This is a genomic window from Proteus penneri, assembly GCF_022369495.1.
GTDB classification, from domain to species: domain Bacteria; phylum Pseudomonadota; class Gammaproteobacteria; order Enterobacterales; family Enterobacteriaceae; genus Proteus; species Proteus penneri.
The window spans coordinates 3,030,699-3,050,616 of the sequence record NZ_CP059690.1; the positions used below are offsets into that span (position 1 = coordinate 3,030,699).

General features: G+C 31.3%; 18 protein-coding genes. 1 reads left to right on the forward strand and 17 read right to left on the reverse strand.

All coding sequences use genetic code 11. From position 1 onward, the window contains the following. The first annotated feature begins 65 nt into the window (after window positions 1-65). Window positions 66-2,024, forward strand: coding sequence for a TonB-dependent receptor plug domain-containing protein (locus tag H1225_RS13645; protein ID WP_239739696.1), 1,959 nt, complete (start codon window positions 66-68; stop codon window positions 2,022-2,024). Between the two features lie 99 nt (window positions 2,025-2,123). Here H1225_RS13645 and H1225_RS13650 read toward each other — a convergent pair whose 3' ends face one another. The 17 genes from H1225_RS13650 to H1225_RS13730 all read right to left on the reverse strand — a co-directional run bounded on the left by H1225_RS13650 (window position 2,124) and on the right by H1225_RS13730 (window position 19,828). Further along, on the reverse strand, window positions 2,124-3,209 hold the full coding sequence (locus tag H1225_RS13650) for an IpaD/SipD/SspD family type III secretion system needle tip protein (protein ID WP_161727392.1): 1,086 nt from the start codon (window positions 3,207-3,209) through the stop codon (window positions 2,124-2,126). Window positions 3,210-3,211: 2 nt separating this feature from the next. After that, on the reverse strand, window positions 3,212-4,063 hold the full coding sequence (locus H1225_RS13655; RefSeq protein ID WP_161669894.1) for a type III secretion protein: 852 nt from the start codon (window positions 4,061-4,063) through the stop codon (window positions 3,212-3,214). 22 nt (window positions 4,064-4,085) lie between these two features. Further along, a complete protein-coding gene (sctE, locus tag H1225_RS13660; RefSeq protein ID WP_239739174.1) occupies window positions 4,086-6,377 on the reverse strand; it encodes a type III secretion system translocon subunit SseC family protein in 2,292 nt (763 codons plus the stop codon). Between the two features lies 1 nt (window position 6,378). Beyond that, window positions 6,379-6,885 carry a type III secretion system translocator chaperone SicA gene (gene sicA, locus H1225_RS13665; protein WP_109400087.1) on the reverse strand — a complete coding sequence of 169 codons (507 nt, stop codon included), beginning with the start codon at window positions 6,883-6,885 and terminating at the stop codon, window positions 6,379-6,381. Between the two features lie 135 nt (window positions 6,886-7,020). Continuing rightward, on the reverse strand, window positions 7,021-8,079 hold the full coding sequence (locus tag H1225_RS13670) for an EscU/YscU/HrcU family type III secretion system export apparatus switch protein (RefSeq protein ID WP_109848168.1): 1,059 nt from the start codon (window positions 8,077-8,079) through the stop codon (window positions 7,021-7,023). Beyond that, entirely contained in the window at window positions 8,072-8,845 is a 774-nt protein-coding gene (gene sctT, locus H1225_RS13675; protein WP_239739184.1) for a type III secretion system export apparatus subunit SctT, read from the reverse strand. Before sctT ends, H1225_RS13670 begins: the two co-directional genes overlap by 8 nt. Before the next feature lie 5 nt (window positions 8,846-8,850). Beyond that, window positions 8,851-9,105 carry a type III secretion system export apparatus subunit SctS gene (gene sctS / locus H1225_RS13680; RefSeq protein WP_006536279.1) on the reverse strand — a complete coding sequence of 85 codons (255 nt, stop codon included), beginning with the start codon at window positions 9,103-9,105 and terminating at the stop codon, window positions 8,851-8,853. Then, a complete protein-coding gene (locus H1225_RS13685) occupies window positions 9,105-9,764 on the reverse strand; it encodes an EscR/YscR/HrcR family type III secretion system export apparatus protein (RefSeq protein ID WP_109400090.1) in 660 nt (219 codons plus the stop codon). Before H1225_RS13685 ends, sctS begins: the two co-directional genes overlap by 1 nt. 4 nt (window positions 9,765-9,768) lie before the next feature. Then, window positions 9,769-10,710: a FliM/FliN family flagellar motor switch protein gene (locus H1225_RS13690; protein WP_115065649.1), complete on the reverse strand. Its 942-nt coding sequence runs from the start codon at window positions 10,708-10,710 to the stop codon at window positions 9,769-9,771. Beyond that, window positions 10,710-11,993 carry a hypothetical protein gene (locus H1225_RS13695; RefSeq protein ID WP_239739186.1) on the reverse strand — a complete coding sequence of 428 codons (1,284 nt, stop codon included), beginning with the start codon at window positions 11,991-11,993 and terminating at the stop codon, window positions 10,710-10,712. The genes H1225_RS13690 and H1225_RS13695 overlap by 1 nt, the downstream gene beginning before the upstream one ends. After that, window positions 11,974-12,435: a type III secretion protein gene (locus H1225_RS13700; protein WP_161727402.1), complete on the reverse strand. Its 462-nt coding sequence runs from the start codon at window positions 12,433-12,435 to the stop codon at window positions 11,974-11,976. The genes H1225_RS13695 and H1225_RS13700 overlap by 20 nt, the downstream gene beginning before the upstream one ends. Then, the gene (gene sctN / locus H1225_RS13705; protein WP_239739187.1) at window positions 12,419-13,720 is read right to left on the reverse strand and encodes a type III secretion system ATPase SctN; all 1,302 of its coding nucleotides are present in this window, start codon (window positions 13,718-13,720) and stop codon (window positions 12,419-12,421) included. Before sctN ends, H1225_RS13700 begins: the two co-directional genes overlap by 17 nt. Window positions 13,721-13,722: 2 nt before the next feature. Next, window positions 13,723-14,136 (reverse strand): InvB/SpaK family type III secretion system chaperone, encoded by a 414-nt coding sequence (locus H1225_RS13710; RefSeq protein WP_161670899.1) that lies wholly within the window; start codon window positions 14,134-14,136, stop codon window positions 13,723-13,725. Window positions 14,137-14,145: 9 nt separating this feature from the next. Then, window positions 14,146-16,242 carry an EscV/YscV/HrcV family type III secretion system export apparatus protein gene (locus tag H1225_RS13715; protein WP_109848163.1) on the reverse strand — a complete coding sequence of 699 codons (2,097 nt, stop codon included), beginning with the start codon at window positions 16,240-16,242 and terminating at the stop codon, window positions 14,146-14,148. Window positions 16,243-16,277: 35 nt separating this feature from the next. Next, on the reverse strand, window positions 16,278-17,366 hold the full coding sequence (sctW, locus tag H1225_RS13720; protein ID WP_239739192.1) for a type III secretion system gatekeeper subunit SctW: 1,089 nt from the start codon (window positions 17,364-17,366) through the stop codon (window positions 16,278-16,280). A gap of 4 nt (window positions 17,367-17,370) precedes the next feature. Beyond that, window positions 17,371-19,089: a type III secretion system outer membrane ring subunit SctC gene (gene sctC, locus H1225_RS13725; RefSeq protein WP_239739196.1), complete on the reverse strand. Its 1,719-nt coding sequence runs from the start codon at window positions 19,087-19,089 to the stop codon at window positions 17,371-17,373. After that, entirely contained in the window at window positions 19,073-19,828 is a 756-nt protein-coding gene (locus H1225_RS13730) for a helix-turn-helix domain-containing protein (protein ID WP_109848160.1), read from the reverse strand. Before H1225_RS13730 ends, sctC begins: the two co-directional genes overlap by 17 nt. Between the last annotated feature and the right edge of the window lie 90 nt (window positions 19,829-19,918).

Genomic DNA, 19,918 nt, shown 5'->3' on the forward strand with positions numbered 1-19,918 from the left:
CATTTATTTTTACGCATATCGTTATATAAAAGATTATATATAGATTATAAACTGAGATTGGAATGATGAAATTAAAACCTCTATGCTACTGTTTATCTCTTGCTCTATTACCCAGTATTGCACTTGCTGACACCACTTATGGGCAATCCACTCCTGATTTATTAACTGTTTGGAGTAGTCCTATTGCAGCGAATCCAGATATATTAACGCAAGAACAAATGCTTGAACAAAATAAGGTCAATGCGGCGCAAGCCATTGCAACATTACCCGGTGTTGTAATGCAAAAATCGGGTAACCGTAATGAGTACACCATTAAAGTACGTGGTTTTGATAGCCGTCAAGTACCTGTATTCTTTGATGGTATCCCGACTTATGTTCCTTATGATGGCAACTTAGACTTGGCTCGCTTTACCACAAACGATCTGGCAAGCATTGAAGTCAACAAAGGCTATACCTCATTACTGCAAGGCCCTAACTTAATGGGTGGTGCAATTAATATCACCACCGCGACACCGAAAAAACCCTTAGAAGGCAGTATCGCTTATTCTCAAGGTTTTGCCCGTGGTGCTGATTATGCACACAATATGAGTGTACGCTTAGGTGCGCGTAATGATTTAGGCTTTATTCAAATCAGTGGTAGCCAATTAAAGCAACGTTTCACGCCAATCCCAGGTGCTGATGAAAATAATGCAGCGGCAGGAACTCATGGGCGTCGTGATAACTCTGCAACTGATGATAAACGTGGCATGATCAAAGTGGGTTGGACGCCACGCGCTTCTGACGAATATACCCTAACTTATGTAAAACAAGACGGTGAAAAAAATAGCCCACCGAATACAGATCCTAATGCGAAAGGTAAATATAAATATTGGGCATGGCCAGATTACAACAAAGAAAGCTATTACTACAGTGGTATAACACAAATCACCGATGGTATTAATCTACAAAGTCGTGCATACCACGATAAGTTTGAAAATACGCTCTATATGTACCCTAAAAATAATAAAAAAGATGATGTCAGCTATAGCCACTATGACGACTACAGCACAGGTGCCGCATTACAATTAGGCATCGATACGCGTGAAAATGATCTGCTCTCTTTCGCTGCTCACTGGAAAGATGACGTTCACCGTTCTCAAAAAGAGAAAAATGGTGAGTGGATGCGTTATAAAGACAGAACATGGTCTTTAGCAACAGAATATCAATGGGCTGCCACTAATGATCTCGATTTAGTGGGTGCAATTAGCTATGACTGGCGCGATAGTGTTGAGACTGACAAAGGCGCTGATGATAACAAACAAACAGCCTTTAACTGGGAAATGATGGCAAAATATTCATTAGCTAATGATGATGCTGTACGTTTCTCTGTATCTGATCGTAGCCGTTTCCCTACACAAAAAGAGCGTTACACAAGTGAAAAACCCAAAGATGGCTCAAAAGGGATCATCAATCCAGATTTAGATCCTGAACGCGCATTATCTTTCGACTTAACTTATGAAGGACACATTACAGATAAATGGGGTTATCAAACTAGCGTTTACTACAATCGTGTCAGTGATGCAATTATGGCGCATACCGTTTATCGCAATGGCAACGCATTCTTTCAAAACCAAAATAGCGGGCGTGTTGACTATATTGGTTTAGATTTAGGGACTAAAGGTAATGTGACAGATTGGTTAGAGCTTGGCTTAAATTACAGCTATATCCATAGCGATCCGAAACAAGTAACACACATTGAAGGTTTACCAAAACATAAAGCCTATATGTGGATAGCATTTATTCCTGTAGAACAGATTCGCTTTACCATTATGGAAGAAGCACAAAGTTGGACCTATAACCGCATTGATGAAAATGACAAACTGGCAGGCTATGCAAAAACAGACCTCCGTTTAGATTATGATTTTGGGTATGGTGTTTCTGCTAATGCTTCTGTAAATAATCTTTTTGATAAGTCTTATGAATATACTCAAGGTTATATGGAAGATGGTCGTAATTACTGGTTAGGTGTTGAATATAAATTCTAAATTATTTTTTATCAATGTAAGAGCTGATATTTATTCTAATATCAGCTCTTTTTTATCCCTAAAATCACTTTAATTTCCATAATATCACTTTATCAAAAATTAGAAACGTAGAAATCCTTTTGCCATTTCTAGTAATGTATTCATCGTACTACTTACTATTTTAACAAAATTATCATAATTGCTATTGGCAGCACTGTATTTTTTAGAAAGCTCATCAAGATTACTATTTATATTTTTTTCAAATGCATCCATACCATTTTTTAGTAAATTAAATTCTGATGATAAAAGTTTAACAGTTGCATTATCAGGGGACTTATTCATCTCATCCTCTGATGATCCACCTAATACTAAATCTAATAATTTATCAAAACGAGATAAGTCCACCTTGAAATAAATTTCAATTTTAACTGGTGGGCCAGGTAATTGATTTGTACTAAACTTGCCACTTTTAACATCCTTTAATAAATCTTCTATAGCGTCAATAGGCACCATAATTCCATTAGCATATATTCTTTCTCCTCCAATTTCACGATAAAAACGACCATCACTATCTTGTTCGAAAACAAATTCTCCGAAATAAAGATTTTCATTGGAAATAGAACTATATTTATCAATAAAATCTTTTATTTTTTTATAAAAATCTTTTCGTTTAAAATTAATATGGTTATCATCACTTGCTGCACTAACATATTTACTGATACTTGCTAATATCTCTCTTAATTCATTAACAAATTTCATATAATTAGAAAAGGTATCTTTTAAAACATCTAAGTAATCATTTTTACCTGTGATTATAGAATCTTTGACTTCTTTAAAAAAATCATGCAATGAATCAGCATTAGAACTGCTTCTGTCATTAAGTTGAGAGTCTACATATTGAATTTGAGATATATTTTTCTTTAAAATTCTGGCATTAATACTATTTATTTTATGTTGACTATCGCAAGAATAAATAGATTCTTCTAATGAATTAACATATTTAATGTTTTTCGGCACTGAAAATAAACCGTCAGCAAGATTATTTTTTAATATTAATTTAACCCTCTCCTTTTCTATATAAAAATCTTCAATTCTTTTATTTCTTTCATTATTAGATATCAGATCATGTTGTTTATCATTATTATTTAACTCAAGATTGTTATATTTTATTTTATAATTCTCATTATAGTTAATTGAATTTATCACTATTAACCTCTTACATTACTAGAAATCGTTGAAGCAGCATCTTGATTGGCCCGAATAATTGCCTCTATTGCTTGTATTAATGCTTTAATAATATCTGAGGCTTCGCGTTGGATCTCAGAGTTATTATTATCAATTTGTCCTATTGCGTGACCAGCAGATTCTAATGTCTTAATATTTCCATCTATACGTAATGCGTTATTTTGAACAGTATTATCAACTATTTTTGATGTAGGATCTGCCGCTGCTGAAATAAATGAACCTTTAATCATAGTTTTATTCGTTGTCTCATTTGGTGATTTCAACTCACCCATTCCTTTTATAGAGGTAAAAGCACCAATACCATGAATAACCATAGAAACAGCGGCACTTGAAATAGCAGCAGATAATATAAAGTCTGCTTTTTCATATAGATCATCTTTTATTTTATTCGCAAAATCTAATTGCATTTTTATAAAAAAGTTCCCTAACTTTCTTGATGAATCATATTTTTTTATCATAAACAATAGATAATCAATCATTAAGTTAATAATGTTTATCATTTCTTTAGAAATAAAATTAAAAATATTATTATTTATTGTATTGTTTTCCTTTAACTGTTTACCTTTGTCTAACTCAATAATTAAACATTGTAGATCAGGTTTTTCTATTTTTGGTTTCTTTAACTCAGGTATTACAGTATTGACCTGATTTTTTTCTCTTTCTATCCGTTCATTTATCTCTTTTGACCTTCCTCTACTATCAAATATAAAATTATTAATTTTGGTATTTTCCTTAACATTATCATCAAAAATATTTTCTAACTGTTCTTTTATTACAGGTATATTATTCAGTTGATTACTTACATTGAAAGCCATAATGTTGCCCCTATAAAATGAATTAAATATTCATGTTTTTTACAATAATTGCTCGAGTTTTATTACTTGCAGATAAATTATCACTCATGCTCTGCAACATTTCAGTTAATGTATCTACTTGTTCATGATAACTATCCATAATTCTCTCTATTAATGCTTGGATCATATCTAATATAACTTGTAATTTTTTAGAATCTGCAACAGCTCTAATAATGGCATCAGTAATGAGCGCTGTATATATATTAATAATACTTGAAACTGCTGCTGTGATTAATCTTGATATTAAAAGCATTTTATTCAAAGTATTTAATCCAAATTGGGCAAGATCTTTAGTTAGCAGTTTAGTAATTGATTTTATAATATCCTTCAATGTCTCCATAATTATTTCTTTAACCATTTTACCTAACATGGCTTCAAGATAATCATTCAAGATTTTCTTTAATATCATTTTAGTTTGTTCAGTAAAAATCTTTTTAGCTACATTAGTCACTGCATTAGCCGCTGGACCAGCAACACAACTTAATGCAACCCCTCCCACTAAAAGTCCAATAGTAATGACAATTTTTACTGCCATTCTTATCTTTTCTTTCATTTTATTTTTAGATTCTTTAATAATTTTTTCAATAGCTTCTTTACCCAAACCCGCTTTCGATAATATAGCAGACATGGAAGCATCAATATAAGCCTCAATTATATCGCTAATAACATCAGCAAGTTTATCGACAAGTTCACTTACCGCTTTTGTAACAGGAGCCATTGCTTCTTCCATAAACGATTTATGAGTTATCGCTTGATAAATTTCATCGGCAACCATTAAAGAGACACTAGCTACCATCATCACGACAGCAACACCAAGCAAAGCCAATGAAGCACCCGCCGTGAAAATAGAAGCAGCACCCGCAATAAGTGTTAATAAGGCACCAAGTATCTTTAAGCCAATTCCTGCCCAAAAGTCAGTTTCTCTCTTTTTTTCAAGTTGAGTTTTTTGATCTTCAATTTTTTGTTTTAATGATTTAGTGGTAACTTCCTGAATATCATCAAATATTTTCTGTTCACCCTGGACACGTTGTAAGGTGACTCTTAATGTCAACTCTCGTAATTTTGCTAATAAAAAAGTTAATAATGCCATTCCCGTTAGTGCATGTGATGCAACTTCGAGTTCTATTTTACTTTGCAATTTTGTTAGCTTGTTATAAATATCTTGTGCGCTATCTAATCTGCTATTGATTGATTCATCATGTTTTTTATTAATTAATGAATTTAATTCATCTCTATGTGATGTAATTGAATTAATTTTATCATTACTCAGAGAAACATTTGGTATATATTTAAATGCTTCGTCTAAAAAATTAGCTAATTTATTATATAGTTTATAAATATCATCCAAAGTATAATTTTTAGTGCTCTTAGGTAAACGCATGAAAGGAAAATTATCTTCAAGAAAAACCGCCATTTCCTCTCTGCTATTAATTTTTTTAGCAAGTAATTTACTAACAACCGCATCAGGAATATTATTATTTTTTAAAAAAATAATAATTTCTTTTTTATTTTTAAATTTATTAATCTTAATTTGATTATAGATTTCCATCCAATAATCAGTATAAGCTTCTTTATATTTATTTACATCATCTAAAATAAATTGACAATCATTTTTTAGTCCATTAAAACCTTGAGATAATTTATCTAATTTATCTAGATAATAATCAAGATTATCAATATTTTTTAATTTATCTAAGATGCTTTTATTTATTAGATTTTGATATGATAATTGTAGAAAGAGGTAATCATTTGTTCTTTTTGAAGAGGAAATTTTTGATTTATTTGATTCAGTATATAATAGTTGAATTTCTGTTTCTGTTTCTGTTTCTGTTTTTGTAGAATCGATTGAAAAAGTATTTTTGTTTTTTACAATATAATGACTATCATCATATAGATGCTTTTGATTAGCTAAAATCTCTTCTTTTCTATTTGCCTCAATTGGGCTGTTTAATACATCTTCTTTTTCTTTTTTTTGAGGATATAGCTGGGTCTGATATTCTTGCTCTGACGCTGCTTTAATATTAAAATTTAAATCCGATTTAGTATCGATTTTTTTACTACTTTTTTCTTGTTCTATGGGTGCTCTTAGAATAGGGTATTCAAAGTTATTTTTATCTTTTAAAATAACCTCATTAATTAACTTCTCATTAGTAACCGTATTAATTATTTGAGCTTGTTTTACACTTTCTTTATTAACTTTTTCAATCTCTTTAGAAGGTGAAAAAGTAGAAACTTTTCGCTCATAGATAATATCATTATTAACTTTACCATTCATATTATTCATCCTTACTTTCATCGATGACTATAAGTGGAATATCTTTTAATGACTCTAAATAAACTATTGCTTTTTCTTTTATTGTTTCATCATTAATATTTTTAACCACTTGATCGAAGCAATACTTTGCTTTCTCTTTTTCACCTAAAGACAAGTTACATTGCCCTGCATAAAATACCGGGCGATAATCTTTATCTGCATTTAAATAAGCTAACGCATATAGATCAACCGCCGCTTGATACTGTTTTTTTAATTGATTAACTGCAGCAAGTCCCATAATGTAATCAACATTATAAAAATCGTAGAGACATAAAAATTTGAAAATAGCCTCGGCTTCATCCAACTTTCCCTTCTGGTAGAAGTCATAAGCAAATGAGTAGATTCCTTCCATAAATCCTTCTGGAATAGTGCTTTCATCCTTAAGTGTTGTCCCATTTTGAACAATAGAAACAATATAGTTTGCTAATTGATCAATTTCTTTTTCTGACATTTTTTCATATACTGACATAATGTTAATCCTTTCATCTTAGATGAATAATTAATAATAAAATCATAGAATAATTTTCGTTCAATTACTTTAATAAAACACACGCTACTATTTATAAAAATTAATTATTTTTTTTTATATTTATAAAATTATTTATTAATTTATATAATCTATTTCTTCTCTTAATCTTCCATCGATTTCTATTTTCTTCAACCAGATTAAAATATCCATAATATCCAATAAATCTTGATCCATCATGACTTCAAAAAGGTGATATCTATGATAAATTTTCCGTGCTAATTCGGGATATCTTACAACTGGTGTTCCCACTTCTTTTGCATAGGATTTAACAGCTAATGCTTTTGCATTAACGCATTTCAATGAAACTAATGGCATAATTCCATTATCAGGATCGAAATAGATCCCAACTGCTACATGGGTTGGATTAACAATTACCGCAGAAGAATCTCTAATTACTTTCTTCATAGGCTCATCAAGTAATTCTTGATGTAACTGTTTACGTGTTGATTTTATTTCTGGATCACCCTCCATATTCTTATTTTCTTGTTTAACCTCATGCTTTTCCATCATCATATCTTTTAAGAAAAGAAAGAAATCCGTTATAATATTTAAAATAAGAATAGGTAAAGACAATATAAAAAAAACAAATATAAAACTAACAACTAGCGAGCCCCATTTATCAATAACTTGATTTAATCCAGAACGATATAAAAAAAAGATTTCTCGCCCATATACAATAATAAATAAATAGCAAGTAATGATAAATACTACTATAAAAAGCAGTGTTTTTATAAAATCTTTTACTGTTCTTAAACTAAATATTTTTTTAAATCCAGAAATGGGGTTAATACGAGTTAAATCTAGTTTTATTGCTTCAGTGGCAAGTTTAAAACGTGATTCAAATAAAGAAGGAATAGTACCAACTAATGCGGTTACTACTAATATTGGTAAAATGATATCAAAAAAAACTTTTGATATTACTTCAATATAACTTTTTAATGTAATATTAGTAGGATGAAGTAAAAGTGATTGGTAAAAACGAATAAACTCTGTGAAATCAGTCTGATGAAAGATATACATCATCCCAATAATATAAACTAACCCCGAAGTTAGCTCTTTATTTTTAAAGCTTTGCCCTTTTTTAGCTGAATCATCCAGTTTTTTCTGGGTTGGCTTTTCCGTTTTTTCAGCCATGATAAATTTCCATAAATAACTCATAAAAATATCTGTTGTTAAAAAATTCAGATAAATCATTCGTTAACGCAGAGGAAAAAAAGAGGAGCAACGCCGAAAATGCAATGATCCCCTTAATACACAGTGATAAAGAAAAGGCGTTAAGTTGTGGGCAAAATAGAGAATAAATACCCAATGCAACTTCACTTAAAAACATAATAATAAGTACAGGTGAAACTAACACAATTGCTACTCTCACCATCTCGGTTAACCATTTACCAATAAAAGAGTAGCCAATATTTTGATTAAAATAACCGATAGGAAAAACATCATAACTATCTTTTAAGGTATCCATTAAAATAATTAGACCACCAGTATTCATAAAATAGGCAACGCAAAATAATCCTGTCAGAGATGCAAATTCAGAAGATTCAATACCTGTCGTTGGATTGATGGTATCACCAATGCTTGCACCTCGTTGATTATCAATAAACTCACCAAACGCTGAGGCAATCCAAAAAGGTGTCGCTATTAGCATCCCAATTAATATGCCAATCACTAGCTCACTGATTAGAATAATTCCCCAACTATCTCTAATATTATCAGTAATAGGAATGCTAGCTTTTATTCCCATAGCAACATAAAATACGATAATGTATTTCAATAGCTGACTATTTAATACACGGCTATTCAGAAAGGGAATAAACATAAAGACAGGAAATAAGCGAGCAACTAAAAGTAGTAAATCGACCAAATAAACTTGTAAATACCCGAATAGTATCAACATGTTATTTATCCAGATAATCCTATGACTAACATCTCTTTTGCATAGACTAATATTTTATCGCCCATCCAGCCCATTGTTATCAGCAAACAAACAAAGACGCTTACTAACTTTATACCGAAAGGTAATGTTTGCTCTTGAACTTGCGTAATAGTCTGTAATAAACCAATAATTAAGCCAACAAAAGTTGCTACTGCTATCGGAGCAGCGGAAAGCAAAATAACCAGATAGACTGCTTTATTTGCTGCATAGACCATATCCATTAGCTTACCGCCATAAGATCAAGATATTGATTAATCAATCCTTTTGATAATAAAGTCCAACCATCCATTGCAATAAACAAAATAAGTTTTAATGGTACTGATAAGGTTATAGGGCTCATCATCATCATCCCCAAGGCTAATAAAATACACGACACCACCAAATCAATAACAATAAAAGGAAGATAGAGATAAAACCCGATAATAAATGCAGATTTAATTTCACTTAATGCATAAGCTGGCAATAATGAAAGCAAAGAGCTTTCAATATTTTCACTATCACCATGGCTTTCAGGTCTATTTCCTTGTGCTTTTTCAAAAAACTCAAGTAATTCTGGTTCTGAATAACGATATAAATAGCGTTTGTATTCACCTAGCGCTTCATCAGAAAAGCGTTCTAGTGATTCTGGTGATGTTATGCTAATAGGTTCATCAACTAAATACTGATAGCTATTTTTGGCAATTGGCGTCATTACAAATAGAGCCATCATCAATGCAACTGCATTAAGTACCATATTTGACGGAACTTGTTGAACACCAAGCGCATTGCGTGTCATCACTAATACAATTGAAAACTTTAAATAGCATGTACCTGCTGCAATAATAAAAGGTGCTAATGTTGCAAAAGCAAGCGTCAAAATTAAGGTTGTTGGGCTATCCATAAATTTACTCTTGAGCTGAAAAAGAACGTTGTATTTCAACAGCAAAGTTATCGCCAATTTTAACTAATTCACCTGATGCAACGGATATGCCATTTACTTTTATAATAATATGTTGATAAGCATTTTCTGGTAATTCTATTTTATCACCAGGAGCAAGTGCCTCTATCTGTTCTATCAATAATGTCTTACTCGCTAATAAAAAAGAGACAGTAACAGGAATAGAGTTAATAGATTGTAAGTTGACAGAATTATCATGCACTAGAGTTGGTGAAGTAACATCATTATGATCATCAAGATTTTCTTGCTGAAGTTGAATTAGATCATCAAGATCATTTTCATCAGGATCAAACATTTCATTTAATTCCACGCTATTTTCTCCTTTCCATTCAAATCTCATCCATTTCTTTTGCCCAATAACTAACATTGGAGATACTGTCTTAATTAATAAAATATCGCCTTGTAATGCACTTTTAAGTAATGAAAGGGAAATTTGGCTATATCCCCAATAAAAATCAGCGATAGCACCAATTTTCTTTTCTGATATGTTCATCCATTGAAATTTACCTTTAATTTTGTCAATAAATAATTCACCAATATCACTATTGACTACGGGATAACGAATATCAGCAGATTTTCCCAAGCAGACAGTATTTATCTTAAGAGACATCGGCTCTTGTGAAAAAGGAAGCGTAATTTTTGAGAATTTTTCTAATAAAAAAGCACATAAATAAGATGCAGGAACTTGTGTCCAATCAATATTTTTTTCAGGGTAGATCTTAGCCATAACAGTATTCACTAAAATGAACCCACTTAAAGTGCCTAATGTATTTTCACCTTTAATATGAAAATAATAGCTTGATATATCAGTAGGCAATGAATCAAATGATGCGGATAAATATTTCATCGCACTGCCATCATAATCTTCACTATCTAATGACGTATTCATCAATACTCATCCTCTTTATGCTTATCTGCATCAATTGAATTAATATGTGTATAGCTATTTTTCTCATTATTCTCTAAAGATAGTGTTGAACGACCTTGATACTGATTTAAATTTTCAAATGATGCTTGATAAACTCGTCCAGTTGATGCAATTAATCGAATTTGATTTTCTAGTGCAAAGCGAATTTGCACTTGATGATTATTATTTCCCCAACGTTTAAAAACATAAGTTATATTATTAGGTCCAAAGGACGAAGTATCTATTTTATGTAAAATATTCCATGTCGGTAAATTAAGTAATTGCTTACCAGAAAACGATGTTTTTATTTGAGGTATTAACTGAGATTTTGATACATCATCTAAAAACATATTAGCATTTATCAAAGATATATTTTGCAATTGTTCTTGCTTTCTATTTTTTATTTCTGACTTAAGGTCAGAGTCTAAAAAAGCATGATGATCTTTCGGATTTAATTTATTATTTAACAATAACCCTTCATTCTCTAACGAAGTGATTTTATTATCTTCATTCATAGAGCCATGATGTAGTTTTCTCTCTATCAAACTATCATCTAATTTATTTTTTGAGCTTGAGCTTTTACTTAATATTAAATCATCTATATAAATTTTCTTATTACCATCAATATATTTACTTCTATTTTCTGACTCTAGTTTATGTTTCAAGTTATTATTTTTTAGTAATGGTATTGTATTTATATCTTCTTTTTTATCTAATTGACTATCAAATACCAATTTTTCTTGTTGATTTATGTTCAGTTTTTTATTTTTTATTTTACTATTCAGCGTAGACGACAAATTTTTAAAATCTATCGGTCTATTTTTTTTATCAATATTATTTATGTTATTATATAAATTATTAGCTTTTATATTGATACCTTGTTTAATTAGCTGCTTTTTTAAATGCGATGGGATAGCTGGCTGCATTATTTGCTGATTGAGTAATAAGCCCTCTAGATTTTTAAGCTCATCACTATCCACTTCTAATTCATTTTTGGTGTTTTTCTTTGTGGACAATTTTTCTTTTTTATCCATAACTTCTGCAATATCTTTGTGCTCAATACTATTATCTTTTTTACTTATTAATTGCTGTTGAAAAATAAATTCTTTTTTACTAATTAGAGATAATAGTTGCAGTTTATGTTTAAATTTCTGTAGATTTTTAGACGTTATAGTTTTTAGTTGAGATTCATTATTTTTAAAATGCACCTCATCATTATAAGTAATCTGAGTTAATCTAGCACTATCAGTTATTATTTTGTTCATACAACGCCATCTCCTGTATCTCATTCTGTTCTAAACGTTCTAGATATAGTGTTTTTTCTAACAGCTTTCTATCAAAATAACGTTGCATTTTCTTTTGTTTCTTAACAGCTACAAGATACTCTTTTTGCAAAGCCATCTTATCTTCTTGTAATTGAATTAATTTATTTTCAATTTCTTTAATTTGGGCATAACATATATTTAATGATGATAAAACGATAGCTTGTTTTCGTCGCTGTTGATTTAATGAGATAAAAGAATAGATACCTGCTTTTTCATAAGTCGGTATCTCATTTTTTAACGCATTAGCTAATTGTTGTTGTTCTATTTTTTTATTTTCAGCTTCAATTAATAATTGTTGATATTGGTGCTGTTTTTTTTCTATTTTTTGTTGACGTTTAATAACAGCATTAATAAGAGATTGTTGTTCAAGAGGTAAGCGCATATAGCTTTTCCTGAGTTTCTTGGAATTCAGCCTTTTCTTTAAATGATTGAACTAAAAAACGTTCAATTAAAGCTTGTTTATTGACGGCTTCGTCATTAAGTGCATTATCACCGGCATGATATTCACCAAGTTCTTGCAGTAATTTAATATCTTGTAAACGCATTAAAATTTGTCTTACTTTTAATGCTGCTTGTTGCTGTTTTTCACTCGTGATTTGTTGAAAAACACGGCTTACACTGCCTAAAATATCAATAGCAGGATAATGGCCAGATGCTGCAATTTTGCGCGAAAGATAAATATGACCATCCAAAATAGATCGTACTTCTTCACCTATTGCATCAGGTTCATCATCGCTCTCCAATAAAACAGTATAAAAAGCAGTAATCGAACCGACTTTAGTCACGCCAGGCCGCTCTAAGATTGCAGGTAACTTATCAAATACAGAAGCGGGATAACCTTTACGTACAGGTAATTCACCCGCAGTAAGTGCAACATCACGTAATGCTCGACAATAACGTGTTATAGAATCAATAAATAAGACAACATGCTTTCCCTGCTCACGAAAATACTCTGCAACCGTTGTTGCCACGAGCGCAGCATTACAACGATCAACCGCAGGTTGATCAGAAGTAGAACAGATCAAAACTGTTTTTTTACAGCGACTATCACTTTTCAACTCTTCAACAAATTCAGTGACCTCACGTCCCCTTTCACCGATTAGACCAATAACAAAAATATCAGCTTGTGAAAAACGGATAAACATATTCATTAACATGGTTTTACCTGTTCCTGCACTCGCAAATATTCCCATTCGTTGCCCTAATCCACAACTTAATAATCCATCAACAGCTCGCACTCCTGATTGAAAAAGTGTGTTAATAGGCAGTCTGTCATTAAATGATGGAGGATTTGCGTCAACAGGAAATAACTCATTATACGTTTCTTCAGGTGGCTTACTGTGATCAAACCTCAATAAGCAATGCCCTTTAATATCAATCATGCTACCTAATACATTGTTATTTAACGCAACGGAAAAAGATTTTCCTGTTGGCTCTACGACTATCTGTAAAGAATATCCTTGAGAGCTTCCCATCATACTAAGTATTGTTATGCCATTACGAAACCCAATAACAATAGCTTCACCAACAACCTCTTTATTTTCTATGCCTGTTTTTATTTGGCAAATTTCGCCAATAAAAACATCACGCAACATCACCTCCAAAATATTTCCTTGTATTCGTGTGGGATGAGCTGCGTAACGAAATGCTGAAAAAAAGTTGTTCATTGTTAATTAATAAATTGCTGATGAATTTGATTCATAACTTGAAAAAATTCATCAATTGCTTTTGCCATTGTTTCACCATTTTGTAGTGCAATAGGCATAAAAGAAGCTCTCAGCTCTAAATCAGACTCCACTTTAACTAAAGCAGGCTGCCCAGGATAAAAACTTTCTGTCTGTACATTAATTTGCTCTAATAAAATACCACTACTATTTTGCTGTAATTGATTTTCATCATATTCACGTAATACAGACCAAATCATAGGAACATCGTCGACAGTTAATAAATTGATATCGGGCATTTCACCGAGGCTAATGGTAATTGTTGAATGGTTATCGATAGATTTTCCATTAGAAAAAAGATCATCACGACCAATGACATTCATAGAGTCGATAATTAAACTAGCAAGATCACAAGACATATTCTTCCCCTAAATAGATTGCAAGACATTTATTTCAATATCTGAAGATAATTCGTCATAGGATAAAACTGAAAGCTGTGAAAACTGCGTCTCTAATAATTTTCTGACAAATCGCCTTATATCTATTGCCGTTAAAACAACATAGTTTTGAATATATTTAATTTCATCAAAAGCAACTGTCATTTTTTCCATAATAAGATCAAGTTCAGCGGGTTCTAAATTAAGAAATGTACCAGAAGAACTCTGTCTTATCCCACTACGAATTATCTCTTCGACTTCGTTAGATAATATAACAACATTAATCTTTCCATTTTTAGAAAAAAAACTACTTATATACCGTGCTAACAATGAACGAATATGCTCAGTTAATAATATTGGGTCTTTTTCCTTTCCACCCCATTGTACTAACCCACCAACAATTGTCTTTATATTTCTAATAGGTATTTTTTCTTGTATTAGTCTTTGTAAAACTTCATTAATGCGTTGGATAGAAACTTGTCTATAACACTCTTTCATTAACTCAGGAGCTCGTTCTTCAACTTTATCAAGGATATTTTTAGTTTCTTGAATACCTAAGAATTCGATGATATTAGATGTCATCAAAGATGAGAACTTATTATAAAAGTAATTCTCTGATTTAATAATTTGATAATCTAATTTGGTGAGTTTCTCTTTTTCTATTTCTTTTACCCAATATCTTTTTATTTTATTGTCTTCTTTTTCAACATACTTTAATCCTAACGAAAAAAATTCATCATTCGGTTCTTCTATATTGATAAGAGAAAATGGGCAATCAAATTCGTCGGCTTTTACTTCATTGATTAAAATGATTATCCTGTCTTCTTCAATTACATCAGAATAGTGGATCACAATATCAGGTAGCAAAACACCATATTGTAAAATAAACTCTTTTTTAAGCCATTTCTCAAAAACAATTTTAGTTAGGTAATCTTTTTTTGTCGTGGAAACAGTAACAATTAAAGGTAAAGTTTCTGCTTGTTCTAAAGAGATCGTTTCTGTAAGTAAACTATTTTCTTCTTCATTTTTCTTTCCTGAAAAAAGATTAGAAATAAGTCCTTTTTTATTTTCTCCCTCTTCATTTTTTCCTCCTTCTTCTGTTGTCGATGATGCTGTGGATTTCTTCTTATTTCCCCTATTTTTTTTAAAGAAATAAAAGGCAATGATCGCAGAAAGAATAAGGAATACCGGTGTTGGAAAACCTGGTAAAAAACCAATAATAAATGCCAGTACCGCTGTCACCAATAAAGCAAAATCTTGAGCTAATAGCTCATTCATTATGCTAAAACCTAAATTTTTATTTTCACCACCAACACGAGTAACAATAAAACCAGCACTAATAGAGATAAGTAATGCTGGAATTTGAGCAACTAAGCCATCACCAATGGTCAGTAATGTGTAGGTATGTAAAGCCTGTGAAATCGATAAATCCATTTGAGCCATACCAACAGAAATGCCACCAATAAGATTGACAAAAATAATAACAATACCGGCAATTGCATCACCTTTAATAAATTTCATTGCACCATCAAATGAACCATAAAGTTGACTCTCTTGCCCTAATTCTTTACGCCTTATTTTTACTTCATCATTAGTAATGATGCCGGATTTTAAATCAGCATCAATACTCATTTGTTTACCTGGCATACCATCCAATGAAAAACGTGCTGCAACTTCTGCAACACGTTCAGAACCTTTGGTAATAACCAAAAATTGCACAATAGTGACAATTGAGAAAACAACAAAACCGACGACCAGATTCTCACCAATAACAAACTCACCAAATGAAGTAATAATTTCACCTGCATCAGCATCAAGTAAAATTAAACGGCTAGTACTAATAGAAAGTGCTAAGCGAAAAAGAGTGGTTATCAGCAATAATGCAGGGAATGTCATGAAATTTAAGATTCGGGTAATATAAAAAGAACTCATAAAAATCAAAAGAGAAATAGTAATGTTTAACCCGATAAGAAAATCGACGATGTAAGTTGGAAGCGGAATAATTAGCATCATGATTACTAAAACCATCACAGCTAATACAATAAGTTCAGGACGATTTCTAATGGCAGAAAGAAATTTATAAACCATAATTTATATCCATTAAAATATGTTTAACATTATATTTATATCGATTTTCTTAAGTGATATTTTTCTATATTTATATATTTATCTATAATATTCTGAATAATCATTTGGCACTCAATTCTAAACTCATCAGATAAAAACAAGCTCTCCGGAAACTTATTAAACATGTTTCTTATTCCCTGTAATAACTTCATTTTTATAGTTATTAATAACTTCCCCCACTCACCGGATAATAACGAAATTAAATATTTATTTATATCACCTGGATATGTCATGCCATATAATATTAATTGATAGAGTTGTTTTTCTGATATGGTATTTTTTAACTCTATATTCTTAAAAAAACTCATACTTAACTCTATAAAACTATATAATGCTCTTAGTTTATTGACTCGCTCTAATAATTGTCCAAATTCAGAACTTTGAGCACAACTTGGCATTAAAGATTGCATATCACATAACAAACTTTGGGAAAGAAATGTCAAAATAATTGTGCATTGTTTAATATCATATTCTTCCATCCACATCTGAAAGAAAAAGATCGGTTCTATATCTAAATTAATATAACTTCGATATAAATCACGTAATACTGTGGGATTTAATGCTAATAACTTAGCAAATGTTTTGGCTTTTAAAGCAATATTTATCCCTGCTTTAATATTCTTGGCATTTTTCCCCTCAAGTAATCGAGAGATTTCATTTTCTATTCCAGCATCTAACTGAGCACCGAGTTTTTTCTTTCTTAATAACTCGCGTAATACCATAACGAGGTCACTTTCATCAGGAAACATTTGCCGTAAATAAGCAAGAAGCTCCTGAATACTTTGACCTGACTTTTTAAACATTAACAAAGCTTTATTGAGTTTTTTATCTGATCCATCTTCCGTTATATAGAGTGTACTTTTCCCCCGATTGGCTTTTTTATCTAACCACTTTCCATAGCGTTGAGAAAATTGAGTCACAACCATCGACATATCATCAGCAATATCAGCTAATTGATTTTGGTAATTTTGCTTTTCTGAAATTTTAGGTTGCTTATATTCCGTTTCTTGCTGATTTTTACGGCTAACGTTATTTTCTTTTGTTTCCTGTCTAATTGGTATGGAAGAGTTAATTGGCGCAATCATCACATTACCCCATAAAAGCTTGAAGTTGTTGCAATGCTTGTGTTGTTTTTTTATCCATTGGTTGAAATGGATTTTGGCTTATTGATTCGGATAAATCAGTTTCTGTATTATCTAATAAACGAGGTTGTAACATAAAAATGCGCACCATCTTTTTATTATTATCTGATTTATAACTAAATAACCCGCCAATCAAAGGTATTGAACTTAATACGGGAATTTTAGTTTCAGCATTAATATTATCTTCACGAGTATAGCCACCAATTAGTAAGCTTCCCCCTTCTGAAACTCGTGCGACGGTACTAATATTAGTACGGTTAATTACAGGTAAACTTTCAACCGTCTCATCTTTTGCTTTATCATCTTTTTTTTCTGCCCCATCTTCCAAATTGATGATCATTTCAATTTCTTTATTAGAATTGCCAATTCTTGGCAATACGCTCATCATCGTCCCAAAAGTTGTCGATTCTAATGTTGCAACACGCTCACCTTTAATTTGAGTATAAAAGGTGGTGTTATTATCAAAAATTGCTGGAGTATTTTCTTGAGTTAATAAAATAGGACGAGAAACCATTTTGGCATCGCCATCTTCTGTCAATGCTCTTATTTTTCCTAAGAAATTCAAACCTGATGCAGCACTTAAACTTGATGTATTAAAAAAGAAAGAGTGATTGCCTGAGCTATATCCTGCTTGCCAATCAATACCTAAGCTATCCGCTTTATTTTTTGAAATATCAATAATCCATAGAGATAGTTCAACTTGTCGTTTAGGTTTATCCAGTTGGTCAATCAAGGAGCCGACTAATTCCAATCCTTCTCGACTGGTTTTAACTAATAAGCTATTTGCAGCAGGTAAAGGAACCAATTCAACATGATATCTCCCCATTTGTGTAATAATGGGTGTAACTGATAAGTTATTGTCATTATTATCTGTAGGCTGTGAGACCTCACTTTCCCTTTCTACAGTATTATTTCTTGAAGAGTAAGTGCGCTTTATTGGTGTTCCTGCTTGAGACATAAATAACTGCTGGAGTACCGTTGTAATACCTGGTAATACAATTTTTTCATCTCGTAAATAATAAGTTCTATCTTGCACAAAGGTATTTTTTAGTGCAAATACTTGCACAAATTCCTCTCCATAACGAGAGCTACCTGTTGGTACTTGATTACTTATATTTTCATAGATTTGTTCCTGAACCGCATTATCTAGATAGTCAGCAGCCGCTTTAACTAATTTAAGATAAACAGGAGGTCCTGAAATATAAAAAGTACGCTGATCCTGCCCTGAACGTAATGGGAAACGGGCATCAAATAGACCCACATCTTGAAGATATTCTTTGATTTCACTCATTCCAATATTTTTTACTTGGAACAGTTCTTGTTGGATCTCACTATTATCATAAACATAAATAGATTCCCCATCATTGAAATAGAGTAATGACATTCTGCGCACCATCAAATCAAAAGCATCCTGAGGTGAAGAAATATCAAAATTCCCTGTCACTCTTTTTTTCTTTACAGCGTTACTTAAAATAAATGGTTTATCTAATTTATCTGATAACACAAAGAAAAATTGCTCAATACGAGTATCAACAGCAATAAACATATCAGGTTTTTTTACCTGATGTGTGTAGATAACTTTTCCCTCCGCACCTTGAACAGGAAAAGTTAAACTACAACAAATTGATAGCCCAATAGCACAGCAAATATTATTTTTTATTTTCATAGAGAAGGTGACCAATTCGACGAAATTCCGTCGGTGTAATACCAAACAGTGTTTTTATTTCATTAGAAAAATGGGATGCAGAGCTAAATCCATTATCTACTGCAATTTGTGTCAAAGATTCACTTGTTGATAAAGTAGTAAGAATCGATGATGCTGCTCGCCATGAACGTAATTGGCTTTTACCACAATTACCTAAATAACGTTTACAAAGTCTTCTAAAATGCGTGCCTGATACACCATAGCGCTCTCCAATTTGAGCAATATTACTCTTTTTCTCATCTAAATAACTGATGAGATGTAATACAAGCCAATAGCTTTCGCTATGTCTTATGGTGACAAAAAGAGGTTCTAATTGGCTATTCTCTTTTAAAGCTTCGCTAATTAATATGTACTCTAATGATCCCTCTCTACTTTCTATATAAAAAATCTGCTGATTAATATCAAATTCAGTGCCTATTGCTGTCATTTTTGAAAAATCACGAGCATAATCAATAAAGGCTAATAACCTGGCACAGATAAAAAAAGATCTTTTTTCCATTTTCCAACTTTGATTATCAGACTGAAAAACAACATCACTATTTTTAGCATTATAAATAAAAGCACTTCCTTTTATCATTTTTGTAAATTGTCCATCTCTTATTTTAATTGATGATTCATTATTCAAGGGAATACAAAAAAATAATGAATTCCCCATTAAGATATTTCTATCTCCACTTATTTTTATATCGTTTATCAACATAATTTAAACCTCAAAAATATAAATCAACTCAAAAATGAAAAAGATAACGATACAATATCGCTAACGGAATACAATTTACGTGTTATGATT

Bases quoted from the DNA above. Each gene is read 5' to 3' on its own strand.
- H1225_RS13670 (WP_109848168.1), bottom strand. From the start codon at position 8,079: ATGGCTGAAAAAACGGAAAAGCCAACCCAGAAAAAACTGGATGATTCA.
- sctN (WP_239739187.1), bottom strand. From the start codon at position 13,720: ATGAACAACTTTTTTTCAGCATTTCGTTACGCAGCTCATCCCACACGA.
- H1225_RS13730 (WP_109848160.1), bottom strand. From the start codon at position 19,828: ATGTTGATAAACGATATAAAAATAAGTGGAGATAGAAATATCTTAATG.
- H1225_RS13715 (WP_109848163.1), bottom strand. From the start codon at position 16,242: ATGGTTTATAAATTTCTTTCTGCCATTAGAAATCGTCCTGAACTTATT.
- sctE (WP_239739174.1), bottom strand. From the start codon at position 6,377: ATGAATGGTAAAGTTAATAATGATATTATCTATGAGCGAAAAGTTTCT.
- H1225_RS13645 (WP_239739696.1), top strand. From the start codon at position 66: ATGAAATTAAAACCTCTATGCTACTGTTTATCTCTTGCTCTATTACCC.
- sctC (WP_239739196.1), bottom strand. From the start codon at position 19,089: ATGAAAATAAAAAATAATATTTGCTGTGCTATTGGGCTATCAATTTGT.
- sctW (WP_239739192.1), bottom strand. From the start codon at position 17,366: ATGATTGCGCCAATTAACTCTTCCATACCAATTAGACAGGAAACAAAA.
- H1225_RS13700 (WP_161727402.1), bottom strand. From the start codon at position 12,435: ATGCGCTTACCTCTTGAACAACAATCTCTTATTAATGCTGTTATTAAA.
- H1225_RS13710 (WP_161670899.1), bottom strand. From the start codon at position 14,136: ATGTCTTGTGATCTTGCTAGTTTAATTATCGACTCTATGAATGTCATT.
- sicA (WP_109400087.1), bottom strand. From the start codon at position 6,885: ATGTCAGTATATGAAAAAATGTCAGAAAAAGAAATTGATCAATTAGCA.
- H1225_RS13685 (WP_109400090.1), bottom strand. From the start codon at position 9,764: ATGGATAGCCCAACAACCTTAATTTTGACGCTTGCTTTTGCAACATTA.
- sctT (WP_239739184.1), bottom strand. From the start codon at position 8,845: ATGTTGATACTATTCGGGTATTTACAAGTTTATTTGGTCGATTTACTA.
- H1225_RS13690 (WP_115065649.1), bottom strand. From the start codon at position 10,710: ATGAATACGTCATTAGATAGTGAAGATTATGATGGCAGTGCGATGAAA.
- sctS (WP_006536279.1), bottom strand. From the start codon at position 9,105: ATGGATATGGTCTATGCAGCAAATAAAGCAGTCTATCTGGTTATTTTG.
- H1225_RS13655 (WP_161669894.1), bottom strand. From the start codon at position 4,063: ATGGCTTTCAATGTAAGTAATCAACTGAATAATATACCTGTAATAAAA.
- H1225_RS13695 (WP_239739186.1), bottom strand. From the start codon at position 11,993: ATGAACAAAATAATAACTGATAGTGCTAGATTAACTCAGATTACTTAT.